This is a genomic window from Dyella sp. C9 (genome assembly GCF_003332825.1).
Classification (GTDB): domain Bacteria; phylum Pseudomonadota; class Gammaproteobacteria; order Xanthomonadales; family Rhodanobacteraceae; genus Dyella.
The window spans coordinates 57,172-73,820 of the sequence record NZ_QIRF01000016.1 but is presented as its reverse complement, the minus strand read 5'-3'; the positions used below and the strand labels follow the sequence as shown (position 1 = coordinate 73,820).

Below are 16,649 nucleotides of genomic sequence, written 5' to 3'. Positions count from 1 at the left end.
AGTATTGACGCATCGCAACAACGGATGTATAGACGTCTAATTCACACCTATCGCCCTATTCCGCCCCGTGGACAGCCGATACCCGTTGCCAGACACCCGGATGATCGCCAGCGACCGCTGGGCGGCGGTGGACGAGGTCATGCGATGTACTCCCCCCGCAACTGCGAGCCCCTTCCTTCACGATCGCCTGCGGACCCCATGCCATGACCCTGACCCAACTGCGATACCTGGTTGCCATCGCTGACGCCGGACTCAACATCACCCTGGCGGCCGAGCGGGTGCACGCCACGCAGCCCGGCCTGAGCAAGCTGCTGCGCCAGCTCGAGGACGAGCTGGGCTTCCAGCTCTTCCACCGCAAGGGCCGCAGCCTGCATGCGATCACCCACGCCGGCACGCACGTACTGGAGCGGGCGCGCATCATCCTGGCCGAAACGGCGAACATCCGCTCCATCGCGGCCAACCTGCGCAACGAATCGCGCGGCACGCTGCGCATTGCCACCACCCACACGCAGGCGCGCTTTGCGCTGCCCTCGGCCGTGGCCGCGCTCAGTCGCAGCTATCCGCAGGTCAGCGTGCACCTGCAGCCGGTGAACGATTCGGACGTGATCTCCCTGCTCGAAGGTGGCCAGGTCGACCTCGCCATCGTCAGCACCGCCGCCGGCGCACCGCCGCCCAACGGCATCGCCCTGCCCGCCTATCGCTGGAACCGCACCGTACTGGTGCCCAAGGGCCACGCGCTCAGCAAGCAGAAGCAGGCTCCGACGCTGGAGCAGCTGGCCGCGCACCCGCTGATCAGCTACGACTCGTCGCTCAAGGCGGAATCGTCACTGGCCCGCGCCTTTCATGCCGCCAACCTGCACCCGCAGATCGCCATGACGGCCAGCGACGCCGACCTGATCAAGACCTATGTGCGCGAGGGCCTGGGTGTCGGCGTACTGGCCGAGATGGCCTACCAGCCCGAGCACGACACCGACCTGAGCGAACTCAGCGCCGATCACCTGTTCGCCGCCTGCACCACCTGGATCGTGCTGCGCCGGGAAAGCGTGCTGCGCGAGTACACCCTGGACTTCATCAGCGTATTCGCACCGCACCTGGAACGGCGCGCGGTGAGCCGCGCCCTCGCCACCGGCGGCGCCGGCACGTCACAGTGGCCGGGCGTACCGCACTGGCGCCAGCGCCAGGTGCCGCACAAGGTGCAGGATCTGGTAGCCGAGGCGCAGTAGCCCCGCACCGGGCGCATGGCTGGCCACGCCATCGGTGGCCCCGTGACTCATGCCCGCAGCAGGCCACGACTCTCCAGCAGCGACACGATGTGGCGCGCCAGCACCACCGGTTCGGCCGCATTGCCATCCACGCGCACCTCCGGCTGCTCGGGAACCTCGTACGGATCGCTGATCCCGGTGAAGTGCGCAATGGCGCCCGCCCGCGCCTGCGCGTACAAGCCCTTGCGATCGCGCGCCTCGCATACCTGCAGCGCGGTGGCGACATGGATCTCGATGAAGTCGCCATGTGCCTCCACCAGCGAACGCGCCTGCGCGCGCGCCGCGGCGTACGGCGCGATGGGCGCGCACACCGCGATGCCACCGTGGCGCACGATCTCGCTGGCGACGTAGCCGATGCGGGTCACATTGGCATCGCGATCCTCGCGCGAGAAACCCAGCCCTTTTGAAAGGTGCTTGCGTACCTCGTCGCCGTCGAGCACCGTTACCGAACGGCTGGTGCGCTCCAGCAGCTGCGCCACCACCGCCTGCGCGATGGTGGATTTGCCCGCCCCGGACAACCCGGTGAAGAACAAAGTGAATCCACGCACGGCGCGCGCCGGGTGCCGTTCGCGCAGGATCTTCACCACTTCGGGGAAGGAGAACCACGAGGGAATCTCGCTGCCCTCCTGCAGGTGCCGTCGCAGCTGGGTGCCGGAGATGTCACGCACCTCGTCCTCGGCCTGCAGCTCGGTGGACGGCAGGTAGGCGTCGCGATTGGCCACGTAGACCATGGCCGGAAACGGCACGATGCGTATCCCCAGCTCCTCCTGGTGGCGCTCCAGCAGATGCTGGGCCTCGAACGGGCCATAGAAGGGCCTGCCGCTGGCGTCCTGGCCGGGGCCAGCATGATCGCGGCCCACGATGAAATGACTGGCACCGTAGTTCTTGCGGATGATGGCGTGCCACAGCGCCTCGCGCGGACCGCCCATGCGCATGGCCAGCGGCAGCAACGACAGCTTGGCGCTGTTGGCCGGGTATTGCGGCAGCAATGCCTGGTAGCAGCGCACGCGGGTGTAGTGATCCACGTCGCCGGGCTTGGTACGCCCGACCGACGGTTGCACCAGCAGCTTCGCCCCCACCTGTTGCGCCGCGCGCAAGGTCAGTTCGCGATGCGCGCGATGCATGGGATTGCGGGTCTGGAACGCCACGATGCGATCCCAGCCTTGTGAGGCAAACCACGCGCGCAGGCTGGCCGGCGAATCGCGCAGTTCGCTGAAGTCATAATGCGCCGGCGCCTGGATGCCATGCACGCGGCCGCCGAGATTCACCGGGCGATAGCGATCCAGCAGCTCGGCAACGCCAGGATGCGCGCGATCCGTGCTGCCGAACACCTGGCGTGCCTCGTGCTCGCGATCGGGACGATAGATGTCCTCCACCTGCAGCACCGCCAGTGGCACACCCTGCGTGTCGCGCAACGCCACTTCGCTGCCAGGCGCGAGTCGCGCGGCAAATGCCTCGCTGACATCCAGCGTGACCGGTATCGGCCACAGCGTGCCGTCGGCCAGGCGCAGTTCCTCCACCACCCGTCGGTAGTCGCGTTCGGTGAGAAAGCCTTCCAGCGGCGAAAAGGCTCCGTTGAGCAACAGCTCGAGGTCGCACAGCTGGCGCGTGTCCAGGTCGATGCCGGGAAGGCCCGCGCTGCGCAGCTTGAGTTGTTCGGCTTCGGCGACAGGAAGATACAGGTCCTTCAGGTGACCACCATGCGGGGCGATCAGTTCGGCGACACGGGGCGGCTGGGACGATGCTTCGGGGGGGGCAAAGGCGCTCAGGGTCATGGGTATCTGCTGTGATCGGGGTGGCTGCCGACGCTTTGCGCCGGACGATTCTTGTCGTGTGTGCTCAGGCCAGGCCGTGCAGGCCGCACTCGCGCTTCAGGCCGAAGAAACGCGTCGATTCGGCATCCTTGCCGGGCTCCCAGCGATGCGTGGTATGCACGTCGCCGATCGAGATGTAGCCCTGGTCCCACAACGGGTGATAAGGCAGGTCGTGGCGGCGCAGGTACAGGCCGACGTCGCGATCGCTCCAGTCCGCGATGGGATGGAATTTCCAGCGGCCATCACGGCGTTCCGCGAACGGGATGCTTGCCCGCGTACGCGCCTGGCTGCGCCGCAACCCCGCGAACCACGAGCCGGCGTCCAGCTCGCGCAACGCGCGCTGCATGGGCTCCACCTTGCGCAGCTGGTTGTAGCGGTCGATACCGGCCACGCCCTGCTCCCACAGGCGGCCTTCGCGAGCCTCCAGCCAGGCCGGACTTTGCGCGGCGCTGTAGACCTTGAGGTTGAGCGCCAGTCGCACACTCAGCTCGTCGATGAACTGGTAGGTCTCGGGAAACAGATAGCCCGTATCGACCAGCACCACCGGCACGTCGGGCCGGTGCCGCGTCAACAGGTGCAGCGACACCGCAGCCTGCGCGCCAAAGCTGGACGAGAGCACATGTGCACCCGGCGCATAGGCCAGGGCCCAGATCACCCGCTGCTCCGCATCCAGCGTCGCCAGCCAGGCGTTGAGCGCGTCCAGCGCCTTGTCGTCGTGCTGGGCTTCCTCCAGCAACTCCTGCTTCATGCCACTACCTCCGCGGGAATCCGTCGCGGGTTCGCACCGATCACGCCAGCGCGCACCAGAAAATCGCCAAAGTGCTCGCCCTGCCCGCGCTCGGCCGCATAGCGCGCGAACAGCGGCGCGAGCGCATCGAGAATGGCCGCCTCGTCGACGTTCTCGCGGTACGGCTGATTGAGCCGCTCGCCGCGGAAATCCGCGCCCAGGCGAAGGTCGTAACGGCCCGGCCCACGCCCGACCAGGGCGATCTCGCCGAGGTAGGGGCGCGAGCAGCCGTTCGGGCAACCGGACAGGCGCAGCAGGATCGGCGCGTCGGTCAAGCCGTGCTGCGCCAGCAGTTGCTCCAGCAAGGGAAGGAACTGCGGCAGATATCGCTCGCTCTCGGCCATGGCCAGGCCACAGCTCGGCAAGGCCACGCAAGCCACCGCGTGCTGCCGGATGCCGCTGTGCGTGCGATAGCCGTCGAGGCCATGCGCCTGCACGATCGCATCGATGCGGGCGCGTTCGCCGGCATCGACATTGGCCACGATCACGTTCTGGTTACAGGTCAGGCGAAAGTCGCCCTGATGCACCCGGGCCAGCTCGCGCAGGCCGGTGAGCCAACGGTGCTCTCCGGTATCGGCCAAACGCCCCGATTCGATCTGCAAGGTGAGGTGCCACCGACCATCGCTGCCTTCGATCCATCCATAGCGATCGCCGTTGTGATCGAAGCGATACGCCCGCGCCTCCTGCAGGATGAACCCCAGGCGCGACTCAAGATCTGCCTTGAAGCTATCGAGCCCGCGGTGATCCAGCGTGTACTTCAGGCGCGCATGCTTTCGCTCGCTGCGGTTGCCCCAGTCGCGCTGCACCGCCACCACGGCTTCGGCGGTGGCCAGCAACTGTTCCGGCGTAACGAAGCCGATCACGCTGCCAAGCCGCGGATAGGTGGTGGGGTCGCCATGCGTCGCGCCCATGCCGCCCCCGACCGCCACGTTGAAACCCAGCAATTCGCCCTGTTCGATGATCGCGATGAGGCCCAGATCCTGGGCAAACACATCCACGTCGTTGAGTGGCGGAATCGCCAGGCCGATCTTGAATTTGCGTGGAAGGTAGGTCGTTCCGTACAGCGGCTCTTCCTTCGGCTCGCCGACCAGCGGCTCTCCGTCCAGCCAGATCTCGTGGTAGGCATGCGTACGCGGCGATAGCTCCTCCGACAGTCGCGTGGCCCAGTGGTAGGCCAGCGCATGCGCGGACGACTCAACCGGATTGGGTGTGCTCACCACGTTGCGCACCACATCGCCGCACGCGGCAATGGTGGTGGCCAGCGCCTCATGGATGGCGGCAATCGTCGGCTTGAGCTTGTGCTTGATGATGCCGTGCCACTGGAAGGTCTGGCGTGTAGTGATACGCAAGCTGCCGTTGGCGTATTCGCGCGCCAGCCGGTCGAACGCCAGCCACTGCGCGGGCGTCACCACGCCCGACGGCAGGCGCGCACGCAGCATGAAGGCATAAGCAGGCTCCAGCTTCTGCTTGCGCCGTTCCTCGCGCAGGTCGCGGTCGTCCTGCTGGTAGCTGCCGTGGAACTTCAGCAGTTTGTTGTCGTCATCGCTGATGGCGTTGGTCAAGGGGTCGCGCAGCCCCTCCGCGATGGTGCCGCGGAGATAGCGGCTGTTCGCCTTGATGCGTTCGAAGTCGGAGGGTGGTGTGCTCATGTCAGTACACGTCGCGGGCATAGCGCCCCTGTTGCAGCAGGACCGAAAGCCATTCGCGCGCCTGCTCCTGCGTCTGGCCGCCATGGGTCACCGCCACGTCGATCAATGCGGAGTTGACATCCTTGGCCATGCGGCTGGCATCGCCGCAGACGTACAGATGCGCGCCCTCTTGCAGCCACGCGTACAACTCGCGCCCCTGCTCGCGCAGGCGCTGCTGCACGTAGACCTTCTGGGCGTCGTCGCGCGAGAAGGCCAGGTCCAGCCGATGCAGCGAGCCCTCGCGCAAAGCGGCCTGCCACTCCACCTGGTAGAGGAACTCGCTGGTGAAATGCCGGTTGCCGAAGAACAGCCAGTTGCGGCCGCGCGCCCCACTTTCGCGGCGCTCCTGCACGAAGGCGCGAAACGGCGCGACGCCCGTGCCCGGGCCAATCATGATGATGTCGCGTGCATCGTCCCGCGGCAGGCGAAAGCGTTCGTTCGACTCGATGAATAGCGGCAGCCGGTCGTCCCCGGCGGCGGCAATGAATGACGACGCCGCGCCCCAGTGGCGCTCTCCGTGGGCGAGATAGTCGACCACGGCGACGGTTAGGTGTACTTCCTCACCCACCACCTTCTGGCTGGACGCGATCGAATAGAGGCGAGGTGTCTGCGGGCGCAGCACCGCGACCAGTTCCTCCGCCGACCAGCGCACGGGATGACGGCGCCACAGGTCAATCGGCTGGTCCTCCGCCAGCAACACAGCCAGGCGCGAGGCCTGGTCCGGCCGCAGCAACTGGGCCAGCTGTTCGTCACCGCTCGCCTCCGCCAGCGCCGCGACCAGCGGACGGCTCAACCGGGTGAGCTCGCGCTCGCGGGTCAGCCAACGATGCAGGCTCAGTTCGCGACCGTCGTGGCGTACCCGCTGCTCGCCATCGAGCTGCAGCCATGCCAGCCACTGCTCGACCAGCGCCAGCGGGTTGTCCGGCCACACGCCGACGGCATCGCCGGGCTCATAGGTCAGGCCCGATCCTTCGAGGGAAAGCTCAACATGGCGCACGTCGCGCTGCGCGTCACGAGCCACAATGCGCTGGTTGTCGAGCACCGCAGCCTCGAAAGGCCGCTCGCGCGAATGGGCCAGCCGGCTGGGCACCGGTTGCAGGGCCGCGACGCGAGGAACCGGCGTCGAGCTGCCCAACGCCTGGCGCGCACGCTCGAACGCATCCTCGCTCCATGGCTTGGCGACGGCATCCACGTCCACATCCGCTTCACCCAGCGGTGCAAGGCGGGCCGCGCCGAGTTCGGCCAGGCGAGCATCCAGCTGCCGCCCGATGGCGCAGAACTCCGGATAGCTGGAATCGCCCAGGCCCAGCACCGCGTAACGCAGGCGCGCCAGCCTGGGCGCTCGCTTGCCCAGCACGAACTCCACCAGCGCGCGGGCATCATCCGGCGGCTCGGCGTCGCCCTGCGTGCTGATCACCACGATGAGCAGGGTTTCCTGGACCAGGTCGCGCTGGGCATAGCTGTCGGCACGCACCAACCGCACGGCCAGCCCGGCCGCCTCCGCCCGCGCATGCAACTGGCCGGCGATGCGTTTGGCCTGCCCGGTCTGGCTACCGTACAGGATGGTCAGTTGTTCGCCCGCCTGGCGCATCGGTTGCAACGGGGCCGAGCCGCGTTGCAGCTGCTCTGCGCGCGCGGCGCTCCAGGCCGCGATCCAGTAGAGCTCGGCCGGCCCCAGGCCCTCGGTGAGGCGCTCCAGCGCGGACAACTTCCCGCCATCCATGGAAGCCTGCACCACACCTGCCGCAACGACAGCGTTCACATCGACTTCCTTTGGACGTCCATCCATCTGGGCATCCAAAGTTAGTCATCACTTAAAGTCATGTGAAAGGACGTGTTGGCATAACCATATGACCCCGCGCTCATTTCCCCTGTGGCGCGAGCCCACGTACACTGGCGTCAACACATCCTTTCCACAGCCCATGCCCACGGATTTTCTTGCGTCCGCCGCCATCGGCGTGCTGGCCCAGCTTGTCGATGGCGCCCTGGGCATGGCCTATGGCGTCACCTCCACCGCCCTCTTGCTGGGGCTGGGCGTGCCGCCGGCGCTGGCCAGCGCCAGCGTGCATTACGCGGAGACCTTCACCTGCGGTACCTCCGGCCTCAGCCACCTGCTCGCCGGCAATGTGCTGCGCCGGCTGTTCTGGGCCCTGGTGATTCCCGGCGCGGTGGGAGCCACCCTGGGCGCCTATGTGGTCAGCCATGCCCCGCCCGGCTGGATGAAGCTGGCGCTCGCGCCCTATTTGATCGGCATGGGCGTGTTCCTGCTGGTGCGCCCCACCCGACGCCAGCACCTGCATGAAGAGACCCCGCGTATCACCCGCCCGCTCGGCCTGGCCGCGGGCTTCGCCGACGCGGTGGCCGGCGGAGGCTGGAGCGCGCTTACCGTTACCACCCTGGTCGCGCGCGGCGTGAGGCCGCGGATGGTGATCGGCACGGTGCACCTGGCCAAGTGCCTGGTCAGCGCGGTGGCCAGCGTCAGCTTCCTGGTGCAGGTAGGCCTGCCGCACGGGGCCACCGTGCTGGGCCTGATCACCGGCGGCGTGCTGGCCGCCCCGCTCAGCGCGCTACTGGCCCGGCGCATGGCGCCACGGGTGGCCACGGTGCTGGCGGCGCTGGCGGTGCTGGCCATCGGCCTGAATAACATCGCCCACACCTTGCTCCAGCACTGAGCGGGAACGATTGCTTTCCGCGAGCGACTGAGTTTCAAGATTTTTCTCATGGCCGCCACCGCGCTCACCGGCCACACTCGCGCCCTCCCAGCCAAGTCCGCCCGGATGAACGATAGATCTGCTGCAGGCAACACAGCGCCATTCACCCCGGGTGCGTTTGCATTGCGTGCGTTCTGGCTGGAACTGGCCGCGGCAGCGCTCGCGGTTCCCGCGATTCAGGCGATCCCGACCCAGGGCTATCAGGACATTGGGCTGGCGATCCTTGCGTTCGACCTGGCAGCGCTGCTGGTGCTTTGCTCGTTCTGCTTTGCCATAGCGGCTTGCGCCACCTGGATCCGCTACCGGAACGACCGGCATGTCCAGCTAATCCGGGCGCAATGGGCCGCAGGCTTGCACGGATCCGTGGTCTTCGTGGGCGTCGTTGCATGGTGCTGGGCATACGACTTTCTTTGACACGAAACGGACGCCCCCGCCAAGAATGACCGCCCCTGGCGGCTTATCGGGGCGGATCGCCGCCCGCGCTCCCGTCGCGCCCTAGATCAACAGGCCCGTCATCGCCTTCGCATAGAATGCCCGGATGACCAAAGCATCCCCCCTCCCGATTGAAGTCCGCGGCAGCGCCAAGCAGCCGCTCGGCATGAGCCCCGCGCAGTTCCTGCGTGATTACTGGCAGAAGCGCCCGCTGCTGATCCGCCAGGCGTTCCCCGACTTCAAGCCGCCGATCCAGCCCGACGACCTAGCCGGACTGGCGCTGGAAGACGTCGCCCTGTCGCGCCTGATCATCCACGACGAGAAGCGCGATCGCTGGAAGGTCAAGACCGGCCCGCTCACCGAGAAGGACTTCGCCAGCACGCCCAATAGCAACTGGACCCTGCTGGTGCAGGACGTGGACAAGTGGGATGCCGACGTCGCCGCCCTGCTGGAAGACTTCACCTTCCTGCCCAGCTGGCGCCTGGACGACATCATGATTTCCTATGCCGAGCCGGGCGGCGGTGTGGGTCCGCACGTGGACCAGTACGACGTGTTCCTGCTACAGGCCATCGGCCAGCGCCACTGGGCGATCAGCACCGACCCGAACGCACCCAAGGATTTCCGGCCCGATATCGAACTCAAGCAGCTGCAGCACTTCGACCCCGACCACGAGTGGATGCTCGAGCCGGGTGACATGCTGTACCTGCCGCCCGACGTGCCGCACGACGGCATCGCCTTCGGCGGCCCCTGCATGACCATCTCGGTGGGCATGCGCGCGCCCTCGCGCGCCGAACTCACCGGCGACCTGGCCGACTACCTGGCAGAGCGCCTGCCCGACGAACTGCGCTACGCCGACCCCGACCTGGCGCCGGCCAAGGCCGCGGGCGAGATCGACAAGGCCGCCCTTGCCCGCCTGCGCACAGCGCTGCCGTTCGCCGCCGGCCTGGATGACGCCACGCTCACCGACTGGTTCGGCCGCTTCATCACCCGCTACCGCAACGCCCAGCTGCCGGTGCCGCCCGAGAAGGAACTGACCGAGGCGGCCTTGCGCAAGCAGCTCGACGGCGGCGCCCACCTTCTGCGTCATCCCTGGGCACGCATGGCCTGGGCCAAGGCCAAGGGCGGCGCCACCCTGTTCGTCAACGGCCAGGCCTATCCGGCCACGGTCGAATGGGCGACCCAGCTGTGCAGCCAACGCGAACTGAGCCCGGGCAAGTCCGCCCCTGCCGCCCAGCTCGCCTTGCTGCTGTCCCTGGTGAACGACGGGCACCTGGTGGTACGCAAGCCGCGACGCCGATGAGCACCCAGGAGCTCGCGCTTCCGGCCTCCACCCGTGGCGAACTGGCCGACAGCCGCCAGCTGCTGCTGGCCGAGGCGCGCCACCGGGTGGCGATCTACCAGCCACGCCTCACTGGCGATATTTTCGCCAGCGAGGCCGAGCTGGGCGAGTTGCGCCGACTGGCCATCTCCGGACGCGGGGCGCAGATCCGCGTACTTCTGCACGATCCGGTCACCGCCCTGCGCGAGAGCCACCGGCTGATCGGCCTCGCCCAACGGCTGTCCTCCGCCATCCAGATCCGCACGCCGGTGGAGGAGCTGGACCAGTCCTACGCCTCGGCCTACCTGCTCACCGACCAGGGCGGCTACCTGTTCCTGCCGGACGCAGCCAGGGCGAACGGCCGCGGCTCGCGCCAGGACCGCGCCGCGCAGGCGCCGCTGCTCCAGCATTTCGATGAGGTGTGGGAGCGCTCGACGCCGGCCACGGTGTTGCAGCCACTCCATCTCTAGCCGGAGGCTGAACGACGGAAGCACGCCGATGGCGTGGACGCCTTCGTCACAAATCAGCCATCTTCCCGGCGAAAAATAACGATCTACGACGATGGTCGGTACCCCAAGGGTCGAAATATCCACCATCGACCCCATCTCCGGTGCAGGTTTTGGGTTGCCGCGTCGCAGCACCCCAAGGCTATAATTAACGGGATTTTTCCCAGCCATCCGATCCACCCCGGTCGGACCGGCTGCAAGCCTCCCTTCCTCACCGGTGGTGACGTGAGCACTAATCTGATCCGCGAGTTCTTCGAATCCTCCCAACTCGCCGGCGGCAACGCCGATTACGTTGAACAGCTCTATGAATCCTGGTTGGCAGACCCGTCGTCGGTCTCCGCCGAATGGAGCAAATATTTCGAAACCTTCAAGGGCCGCGAAGCGGGGGATAAGCCCCACTCCGCGGCCATTGCGCGTATAGAGGCCGCACAAAAGCAGCGCCGCACCGCGGCGGCCGCCGTCGGCCCGATCGACGACGCCCATGCCCGCAAGCAGGCCGGCGTGCTGCGCATCCTCACCGCCTACCGCTCGCGCGGCCACCTGGCGTCCAACCTCGACCCGCTGGGCCTGGCCGAGAAGCTGCCGGCCCCGGATCTGGAGCCCTCGTTCCACGGCCTGTCCGACGCCGACCTCGACACCGAGTTCGACTGCGGCAACTTCGCCGGTGGCGGCCAGCGCATGAAGCTGCGTGACCTGCTGGCTCGACTGAAGAAGGTGTACACCAACACCCTCGGCGTCGAGTTCATGCACATCAGCAACCATGAGCAGCGCAACTGGATCTACACCCGCCTGGAGCAGGCCAATGGCAGCGCCGGCCTCGACGCCGCGGGCAAGAAGCGCATCCTCGCCGAGCTGACCGCCGCCGAGGGCCTGGAGCGCTACCTGCACACCAAGTACGTGGGCCAGAAGCGCTTCTCGCTGGAAGGCGGCGACAGCCTGATCCCGATGGTGGACGACGTGGTCCGCGCCGCCGGCGACAACGGCATCAAGGAAGTGGTGATCGGCATGGCCCACCGCGGCCGCCTCAACATGCTGGTCAACATCCTGGGCAAGCCGCCGCGCACCCTGTTCAACGAGTTCGAAGGCAAGTGGGATCACCCGGACGATCCGGCCCACTCGGGCGACGTGAAGTACCACATGGGCTTCTCCGCCGACGTCAAGACGCCCAACGGCGGCACCCACGTGGCGCTGGCGTTCAACCCGTCGCATCTTGAGATCGTCAACCCGGTGGTCGCCGGCTCGGTGCATTCGCGCCAGATCCGCCGCCGCGACACCGAGCGCAAGCAGTCGATGGCCGTCATCGTGCACGGCGACTCGGCGCTGGCCGGCCAGGGCGTGAACATGGAACTGTTCAACATGTCCCAGGCCCGCGGCTTCAAGATCGGCGGCAGCCTGCACATCGTAGTGAACAACCAGGTGGGCTTCACCACGTCCAACCCGCAGGACACCCGCTCCACGCTGTACTGCACCGACCTGGCCAAGATGGTCAACGCGCCGGTGTTCCACGTGAATGGCGATGATCCGGAAGCGGTGATCCAGGCCACCCGCCTGGCCTACGACTTCCGCAAGCAGTTCCGCAAGGACGTGGTGATCGACCTGGTGTGCTACCGCCGCCACGGCCACAACGAGGCCGACGAGCCGTCCGCCACCCAGCCGGTGATGTACCAGATCATCCGCAAGCGCCCGACCACCCGCGACCTGTACGCGCAGGAGCTGGTCAAGCAGGGCGTGATCGCCGACGGCGATGCCCAGAAGATGTTCGAGGACTACCGCAACCGCCTCGAGGCGGGCGAGCCGATGACCGAGCTCACCACGGCGCTCATCAAGGACATCGAGGTCGACTGGGACAAGTTCATCGGCGGCAAGCTGACCAACGACACCCACACGGGTTACTCCAAGCAGCGCCTGGTCGAGCTGGCCAACCAGATCCTGGTAGTGCCGAAGGACCTGACCCTGCAGTCCCGCGTGGCCAAGATCTACGAAGACCGCGCCAAAATGGCCGCCGGCGACCAGCCGGGCGACTGGGGCTTCGCCGAGAACCTGGCCTACGCCACGCTCATCGACGAGAACTACAACCTGCGCCTGGTCGGCCAGGACGTGGGCCGCGGCACCTTCTTCCATCGTCATGCCGTGCTGCATGACCAGAAGACCGGCTACACCTACATGCCGCTGGCCGACGTGCGCGGCGGCGCCGACGTCGAAGTGATCGACTCGCTGCTCAGCGAAGAAGCGGTCATGGCCTTCGAGTACGGCAGCGCCACCACCGACCCGTTCACCCTGCACATCTGGGAAGGCCAGTTCGGCGATTTCGCCAACGGCGCGCAGGTGGTGATCGACCAGTTCATCAGCTCGGGCGAAGCGAAGTGGAACCGCCTGTGCGGCCTGGCGCTGTTCCTGCCCCACGGCTACGAAGGCCAGGGTCCGGAGCACTCCTCCGCCCGCCTGGAGCGTTTCCTGCAGCTGTGCGCGCTGGACAACATGCAGGTCTGCGTGCCTACCACGCCGGCCCAGGCCTTCCACATGATCCGCCGCCAGATGGTGCGCCCGACGCGCAAGCCGCTGATCGTGATGACGCCCAAGTCGCTGCTGCGCCACAAGCTGGCCGTGTCCACCCTGGACGAGCTGGCCACGGGCAGCTTCCAGCTGGTGATCCCGGAACACCGCGACCTGGCCGCCAAGAAGGTCAAGCGCGTGGTGCTGTGCTCGGGCAAGGTCTACTACGACCTGCTGGAAGACGCCGAGAAGCGCGGCCTCAGCGACGTCGCCATCGTGCGTGTCGAGCAGCTGTACCCGTTCCCGCGTCCGCAGGTCACGGCCGAACTGGAAAAGTATCCTTCCGCCAAGGAAGTGATCTGGTGCCAGGAAGAGCCGATGAACCAGGGCGCCTGGTTCCAGATCCGCCACCACCTGCAGGCCTGCGTGGGCAGCAAGCAGAGTCTCTCGTACGCGGGACGCGCTCGCTCGCCGGCTCCGGCCGCCGGCCACCTCAACACGCACGTCGCCGAACAGGCGGCGCTCGTCGAGCAGGCCCTGGTGGCGCCGATCGGCACCGATCACGCGGCAGAGTAGTCTTCATTGAATAGTGCGGCCATGGATGGCCGCTTTTTGATCTTCGCGTTCAAGGATGAGCGCACCTCATTTGAAAAGTGCGGCTATGGATAGCCGCTTTTTGACCTTAGCGTTCATGGATGAACGCACTAATCAAAGGAATTCATATGTCCATCGAAGTCAAAGTCCCCGTCCTGCCCGAGTCGGTCTCCGACGCCACCATCGCCACCTGGCACAAGAAGGCCGGTGAAGCCGTCAAGCGCGATGAGAACCTGGTCGACCTGGAAACCGACAAGGTGGTGCTGGAAGTCCCGGCGCCGGTCGACGGTGTGCTGAAGGAAATCAAGTTCCAGTCCGGTGACACCGTGACCAGCCAGCAGGTCATCGCCGTGATCGAGGAAGGCGCCGTGGCCGCTGCCCCCGCAGCCGCTCCCGCTGCTGCCGCCCCGGCTCCGGCCGCTGCTGCCCCGGCCGCCCCGGCTGCCGCTGCGGCCGGCAACGCCGACCTGTCGCCGGCCGGCCTGCGCGTGGCCACCGAGCAGAACATCGACGCCTCCAAGGTCGCCGGCACCGGCCGCGACGGCCGCGTAACCAAGGAAGACCTGGTCAACTACGCCAAGGGCGGTTCCGCTCCGGCTGCCGCTCCGGCCGCCGTCAAGCCGACCCCGGGCTCGCGTCCGGAAGAGCGCGTGACCATGACCCGCATGCGCGCCCGCATCGCCGAGCGCCTGATGCAGTCGAAGAACTCCATCGCCATGCTGACTTCGTTCAACGAAGTGAACCTGGCCGAAGTGGTCAAGATGCGCAAGTCGCTGGGCGAGTCGTTCGAGAAGGCCAACGGCGTGAAGCTGGGCTTCATGAGCTTCTTCGTCAAGGCGGCCGCCGAGGCGCTGAAGCGCCACCCGATCGTCAACGCCTCGGTCGATGGCAACGACATCGTCTACCACGGCTACCAGGACATCTCCATCGCCGTGTCCACCGACAAGGGCCTGGTGACGCCGGTGCTGCGCGACGTGCAGGACAAGAGCTTCGCCGATATCGAAAAGGGCATCCTCGACTACGCCAAGAAGGCCCGCGACGGCAAGCTCGGCCTCGATGACCTGCAGGGCGGCACCTTCACCATCACCAACGGCGGCACCTTCGGTTCGCTGCTGTCGACCCCGATCGTCAACCCGCCGCAGAGCGCCATCCTGGGCATGCACGCCATCAAGGAGCGCGCCATCGTCGAGAATGGCCAGGTGATCGCCGCCCCGATGATGTACCTGGCGCTGTCCTACGACCATCGCATCATCGACGGCAAGGACGCGGTGCTGTTCCTGGTCGACATCAAGAACCAGCTGGAAAACCCGCAGCGCATGTTGCTCGGCCTGTAAGGCCGAGCAACAGGGAATCGGGAATCGTGAATAGGGAATGGTTAGACGCCCGCACGATTCCCCTCCCCAGCTCTGCCTGGTTTCGGAATAGCGAATCGCCCCCATATTGCGAGCTGTGCCGATTCCCTATTCCCTACTCCCCATTCCCGTAGTGAGCGAATGAAATGAGCGAACAACACTTCGACGTCATCGTCATCGGCGCCGGCCCTGCCGGCTATGTGGCCGCGATCCGCGCCGCGCAGCTGGGCCTGAAGACCGCCTGCGTCGACGCCTTCGTCGGCAAGGACGGCAAGCAGGCGCTTGGCGGCACCTGCCTCAACGTGGGCTGCATCCCGTCCAAGGCGCTGCTGGACTCGTCCAAGCAGTACTACAACATCGCCCACAACCTGCCGGTCCACGGCATCACGGTGGAAGGCGCCAAGGTCGACCTCGGCACCTTCATCGGCCGCAAGGACAAGATCGTCAAGCAGTTCACCGGCGGCATCGGCCAGCTGTTCAAGGCCAACAAGGTCACCCCGTTCTTCGGCAAGGGCAAGCTGCTCAAGGGCAATGAAGTCGAAATCACCGGCAACGACGGTTCCAAGCAGACCATCAGCGCCACCAACGTGATCCTGGCCTCCGGTTCGGTGCCGATCGAGCTGCCGTTCGCCAAGTTCGACAACAAGTTCATCGTCGACAACGCCGGCGCTCTCGACTTCACCGAAGTGCCGAAGCGCCTGGGCGTGATCGGCGCCGGCGTGATCGGCCTGGAGCTGGGCAGCGTGTGGAAGCGCCTGGGCTCGGACGTGACCGTGCTCGAAGCACTGCCGGACTTCCTCAGCGTGGCCGACGCGGACATCGCCAAGATCGCCGCCAAGGAATTCGCCAAGATGGGCTTGAACATCAAGCTCGGCGCCAAGCTGACCAAGGCCGAAGTGAAGGGCAACGAAGTCGCCCTGACCTACGAGGACAAGGACGGCGCCCATGACCTGGTGGTCGACAAGCTGCTGGTGGCCGTGGGCCGGCGCGCCTACACCGACGGCCTGCTGGCCGCCGACACCGGCGTGAAGCTGGACGAGCGCGGCCGCATCGTGGTCGACGAGCACAACCACACCGGCGTGGACGGCGTGTGGGCCATCGGCGACGCCGTGCGCGGCCCGATGCTGGCGCACAAGGGCTCCGAGGAAGGCGTGGCCGTGGCCGAGTGGATCGCCGGCAAGGCGGGCCACATCAACCTCGACACCGTGCCGTGGGTCATCTACACCGAGCCGGAAATCGCCTGGGCCGGCAAGACCGAGAAGCAGCTGAAGGACGAAGGCATCCCGTACAAGGTGGGCACCTTCCCGTTCGCCGCCATCGGCCGCGCCGTGGCCATGAACGAGGCCATCGGCCAGGTGAAGATGCTCGCCCATGCCGAGACCGATCGCATCCTGGGCGTGCACATGGTCGGCCCGGGCGTGTCCGAGCTGATCGCCGAGTGCGTGGTGGCGATGGAGTTCAAGGGCTCCTCCGAAGACCTCGCCCGCATCGTCCACGCGCATCCGACGCTGTCCGAAGCCGTGCACGAAGCGGCGCTGTCGGTCGACAAGCGCGCGATCCACAAGGGCAACTAAGGCAAGACGCCCTTATCCCGTGCCGGCCATGGATGGCCGGCGGCACGGGATCCACGGCCCGCTCGTGGCAACATGAGCGGGCCGTTTGCTTTTGTGGCATATAGAAGCCCCTCACCGT

The 16,649-nt window shown here is 66.8% G+C and carries 12 protein-coding genes; 8 read left to right on the top strand and 4 right to left on the bottom strand.

Features of this window, described 5'->3' with window-relative positions; genetic code table 11:
* Positions 1 to 203 precede the first annotated feature (203 nt).
* The gene (locus DVU99_RS16090) at positions 204 to 1,223 is read left to right on the top strand and encodes a LysR substrate-binding domain-containing protein (RefSeq protein ID WP_114241243.1); all 1,020 of its coding nucleotides are present in this window, start codon (positions 204 to 206) and stop codon (positions 1,221 to 1,223) included.
* A 47-nt stretch (positions 1,224 to 1,270) separates the two neighbouring features.
* Here the strand turns inward: DVU99_RS16090 and DVU99_RS16085 are convergent, their stop codons facing one another.
* The 4 genes from DVU99_RS16085 to DVU99_RS16070 form a co-directional block, all read right to left on the bottom strand.
* The gene (locus DVU99_RS16085; protein ID WP_114241242.1) at positions 1,271 to 3,037 is read right to left on the bottom strand and encodes a bifunctional sulfate adenylyltransferase/adenylylsulfate kinase; all 1,767 of its coding nucleotides are present in this window, start codon (positions 3,035 to 3,037) and stop codon (positions 1,271 to 1,273) included.
* Positions 3,038 to 3,101: 64 nt separating this feature from the next.
* Positions 3,102 to 3,824: a phosphoadenylyl-sulfate reductase gene (locus tag DVU99_RS16080; RefSeq protein ID WP_114241241.1), complete on the bottom strand. Its 723-nt coding sequence runs from the start codon at positions 3,822 to 3,824 to the stop codon at positions 3,102 to 3,104.
* A complete protein-coding gene (cysI, locus tag DVU99_RS16075) occupies positions 3,821 to 5,512 on the bottom strand; it encodes an assimilatory sulfite reductase (NADPH) hemoprotein subunit (protein WP_114241240.1) in 1,692 nt (563 codons plus the stop codon). Before cysI ends, DVU99_RS16080 begins: the two co-directional genes overlap by 4 nt.
* A 1-nt stretch (position 5,513) precedes the next feature.
* Complete coding sequence (locus DVU99_RS16070; protein WP_114241278.1) at positions 5,514 to 7,274, bottom strand: assimilatory sulfite reductase (NADPH) flavoprotein subunit; 1,761 nt, start codon at positions 7,272 to 7,274, stop codon at positions 5,514 to 5,516.
* Between the two features lie 199 nt (positions 7,275 to 7,473).
* Between DVU99_RS16070 and DVU99_RS16065 the strand changes: the two genes are divergently transcribed.
* From DVU99_RS16065 to lpdA, 7 genes are all read left to right on the top strand, one after another.
* A complete protein-coding gene (locus DVU99_RS16065) occupies positions 7,474 to 8,223 on the top strand; it encodes a sulfite exporter TauE/SafE family protein (protein WP_114241277.1) in 750 nt (249 codons plus the stop codon).
* A 48-nt stretch (positions 8,224 to 8,271) separates the two neighbouring features.
* Positions 8,272 to 8,676 carry a hypothetical protein gene (locus DVU99_RS16060; protein ID WP_114241239.1) on the top strand — a complete coding sequence of 135 codons (405 nt, stop codon included), beginning with the start codon at positions 8,272 to 8,274 and terminating at the stop codon, positions 8,674 to 8,676.
* A gap of 124 nt (positions 8,677 to 8,800) precedes the next feature.
* Complete coding sequence (locus tag DVU99_RS16055; RefSeq protein ID WP_114241238.1) at positions 8,801 to 9,994, top strand: cupin domain-containing protein; 1,194 nt, start codon at positions 8,801 to 8,803, stop codon at positions 9,992 to 9,994.
* The gene (locus tag DVU99_RS16050) at positions 9,991 to 10,482 is read left to right on the top strand and encodes a hypothetical protein (RefSeq protein WP_114241237.1); all 492 of its coding nucleotides are present in this window, start codon (positions 9,991 to 9,993) and stop codon (positions 10,480 to 10,482) included. Before DVU99_RS16055 ends, DVU99_RS16050 begins: the two co-directional genes overlap by 4 nt.
* Before the next feature lie 261 nt (positions 10,483 to 10,743).
* The gene (locus DVU99_RS16045) at positions 10,744 to 13,587 is read left to right on the top strand and encodes a 2-oxoglutarate dehydrogenase E1 component (protein ID WP_114241236.1); all 2,844 of its coding nucleotides are present in this window, start codon (positions 10,744 to 10,746) and stop codon (positions 13,585 to 13,587) included.
* Positions 13,588 to 13,733: 146 nt separating this feature from the next.
* Positions 13,734 to 14,939, top strand: coding sequence for a 2-oxoglutarate dehydrogenase complex dihydrolipoyllysine-residue succinyltransferase (odhB, locus tag DVU99_RS16040; protein WP_114241235.1), 1,206 nt, complete (start codon positions 13,734 to 13,736; stop codon positions 14,937 to 14,939).
* Between the two features lie 164 nt (positions 14,940 to 15,103).
* The gene (gene lpdA, locus DVU99_RS16035; protein WP_114241234.1) at positions 15,104 to 16,531 is read left to right on the top strand and encodes a dihydrolipoyl dehydrogenase; all 1,428 of its coding nucleotides are present in this window, start codon (positions 15,104 to 15,106) and stop codon (positions 16,529 to 16,531) included.
* The last annotated feature ends 118 nt before the right edge of the window (positions 16,532 to 16,649 follow it).

Excerpts from the sequence above, each read along its gene's own strand:
- DVU99_RS16090 (WP_114241243.1), top strand. The coding sequence starts at position 204 with ATGACCCTGACCCAACTGCGATACCTGGTTGCCATCGCTGACGCCGGA.
- DVU99_RS16085 (WP_114241242.1), bottom strand. The coding sequence starts at position 3,037 with ATGACCCTGAGCGCCTTTGCCCCCCCCGAAGCATCGTCCCAGCCGCCC.
- DVU99_RS16080 (WP_114241241.1), bottom strand. The coding sequence starts at position 3,824 with ATGAAGCAGGAGTTGCTGGAGGAAGCCCAGCACGACGACAAGGCGCTG.
- cysI (WP_114241240.1), bottom strand. The coding sequence starts at position 5,512 with ATGAGCACACCACCCTCCGACTTCGAACGCATCAAGGCGAACAGCCGC.
- DVU99_RS16070 (WP_114241278.1), bottom strand. The coding sequence starts at position 7,274 with ATGGATGGCGGGAAGTTGTCCGCGCTGGAGCGCCTCACCGAGGGCCTG.
- DVU99_RS16065 (WP_114241277.1), top strand. The coding sequence starts at position 7,474 with ATGCCCACGGATTTTCTTGCGTCCGCCGCCATCGGCGTGCTGGCCCAG.
- DVU99_RS16060 (WP_114241239.1), top strand. The coding sequence starts at position 8,272 with ATGGCCGCCACCGCGCTCACCGGCCACACTCGCGCCCTCCCAGCCAAG.
- DVU99_RS16055 (WP_114241238.1), top strand. The coding sequence starts at position 8,801 with ATGACCAAAGCATCCCCCCTCCCGATTGAAGTCCGCGGCAGCGCCAAG.
- DVU99_RS16050 (WP_114241237.1), top strand. The coding sequence starts at position 9,991 with ATGAGCACCCAGGAGCTCGCGCTTCCGGCCTCCACCCGTGGCGAACTG.
- odhB (WP_114241235.1), top strand. The coding sequence starts at position 13,734 with ATGTCCATCGAAGTCAAAGTCCCCGTCCTGCCCGAGTCGGTCTCCGAC.
- lpdA (WP_114241234.1), top strand. The coding sequence starts at position 15,104 with ATGAGCGAACAACACTTCGACGTCATCGTCATCGGCGCCGGCCCTGCC.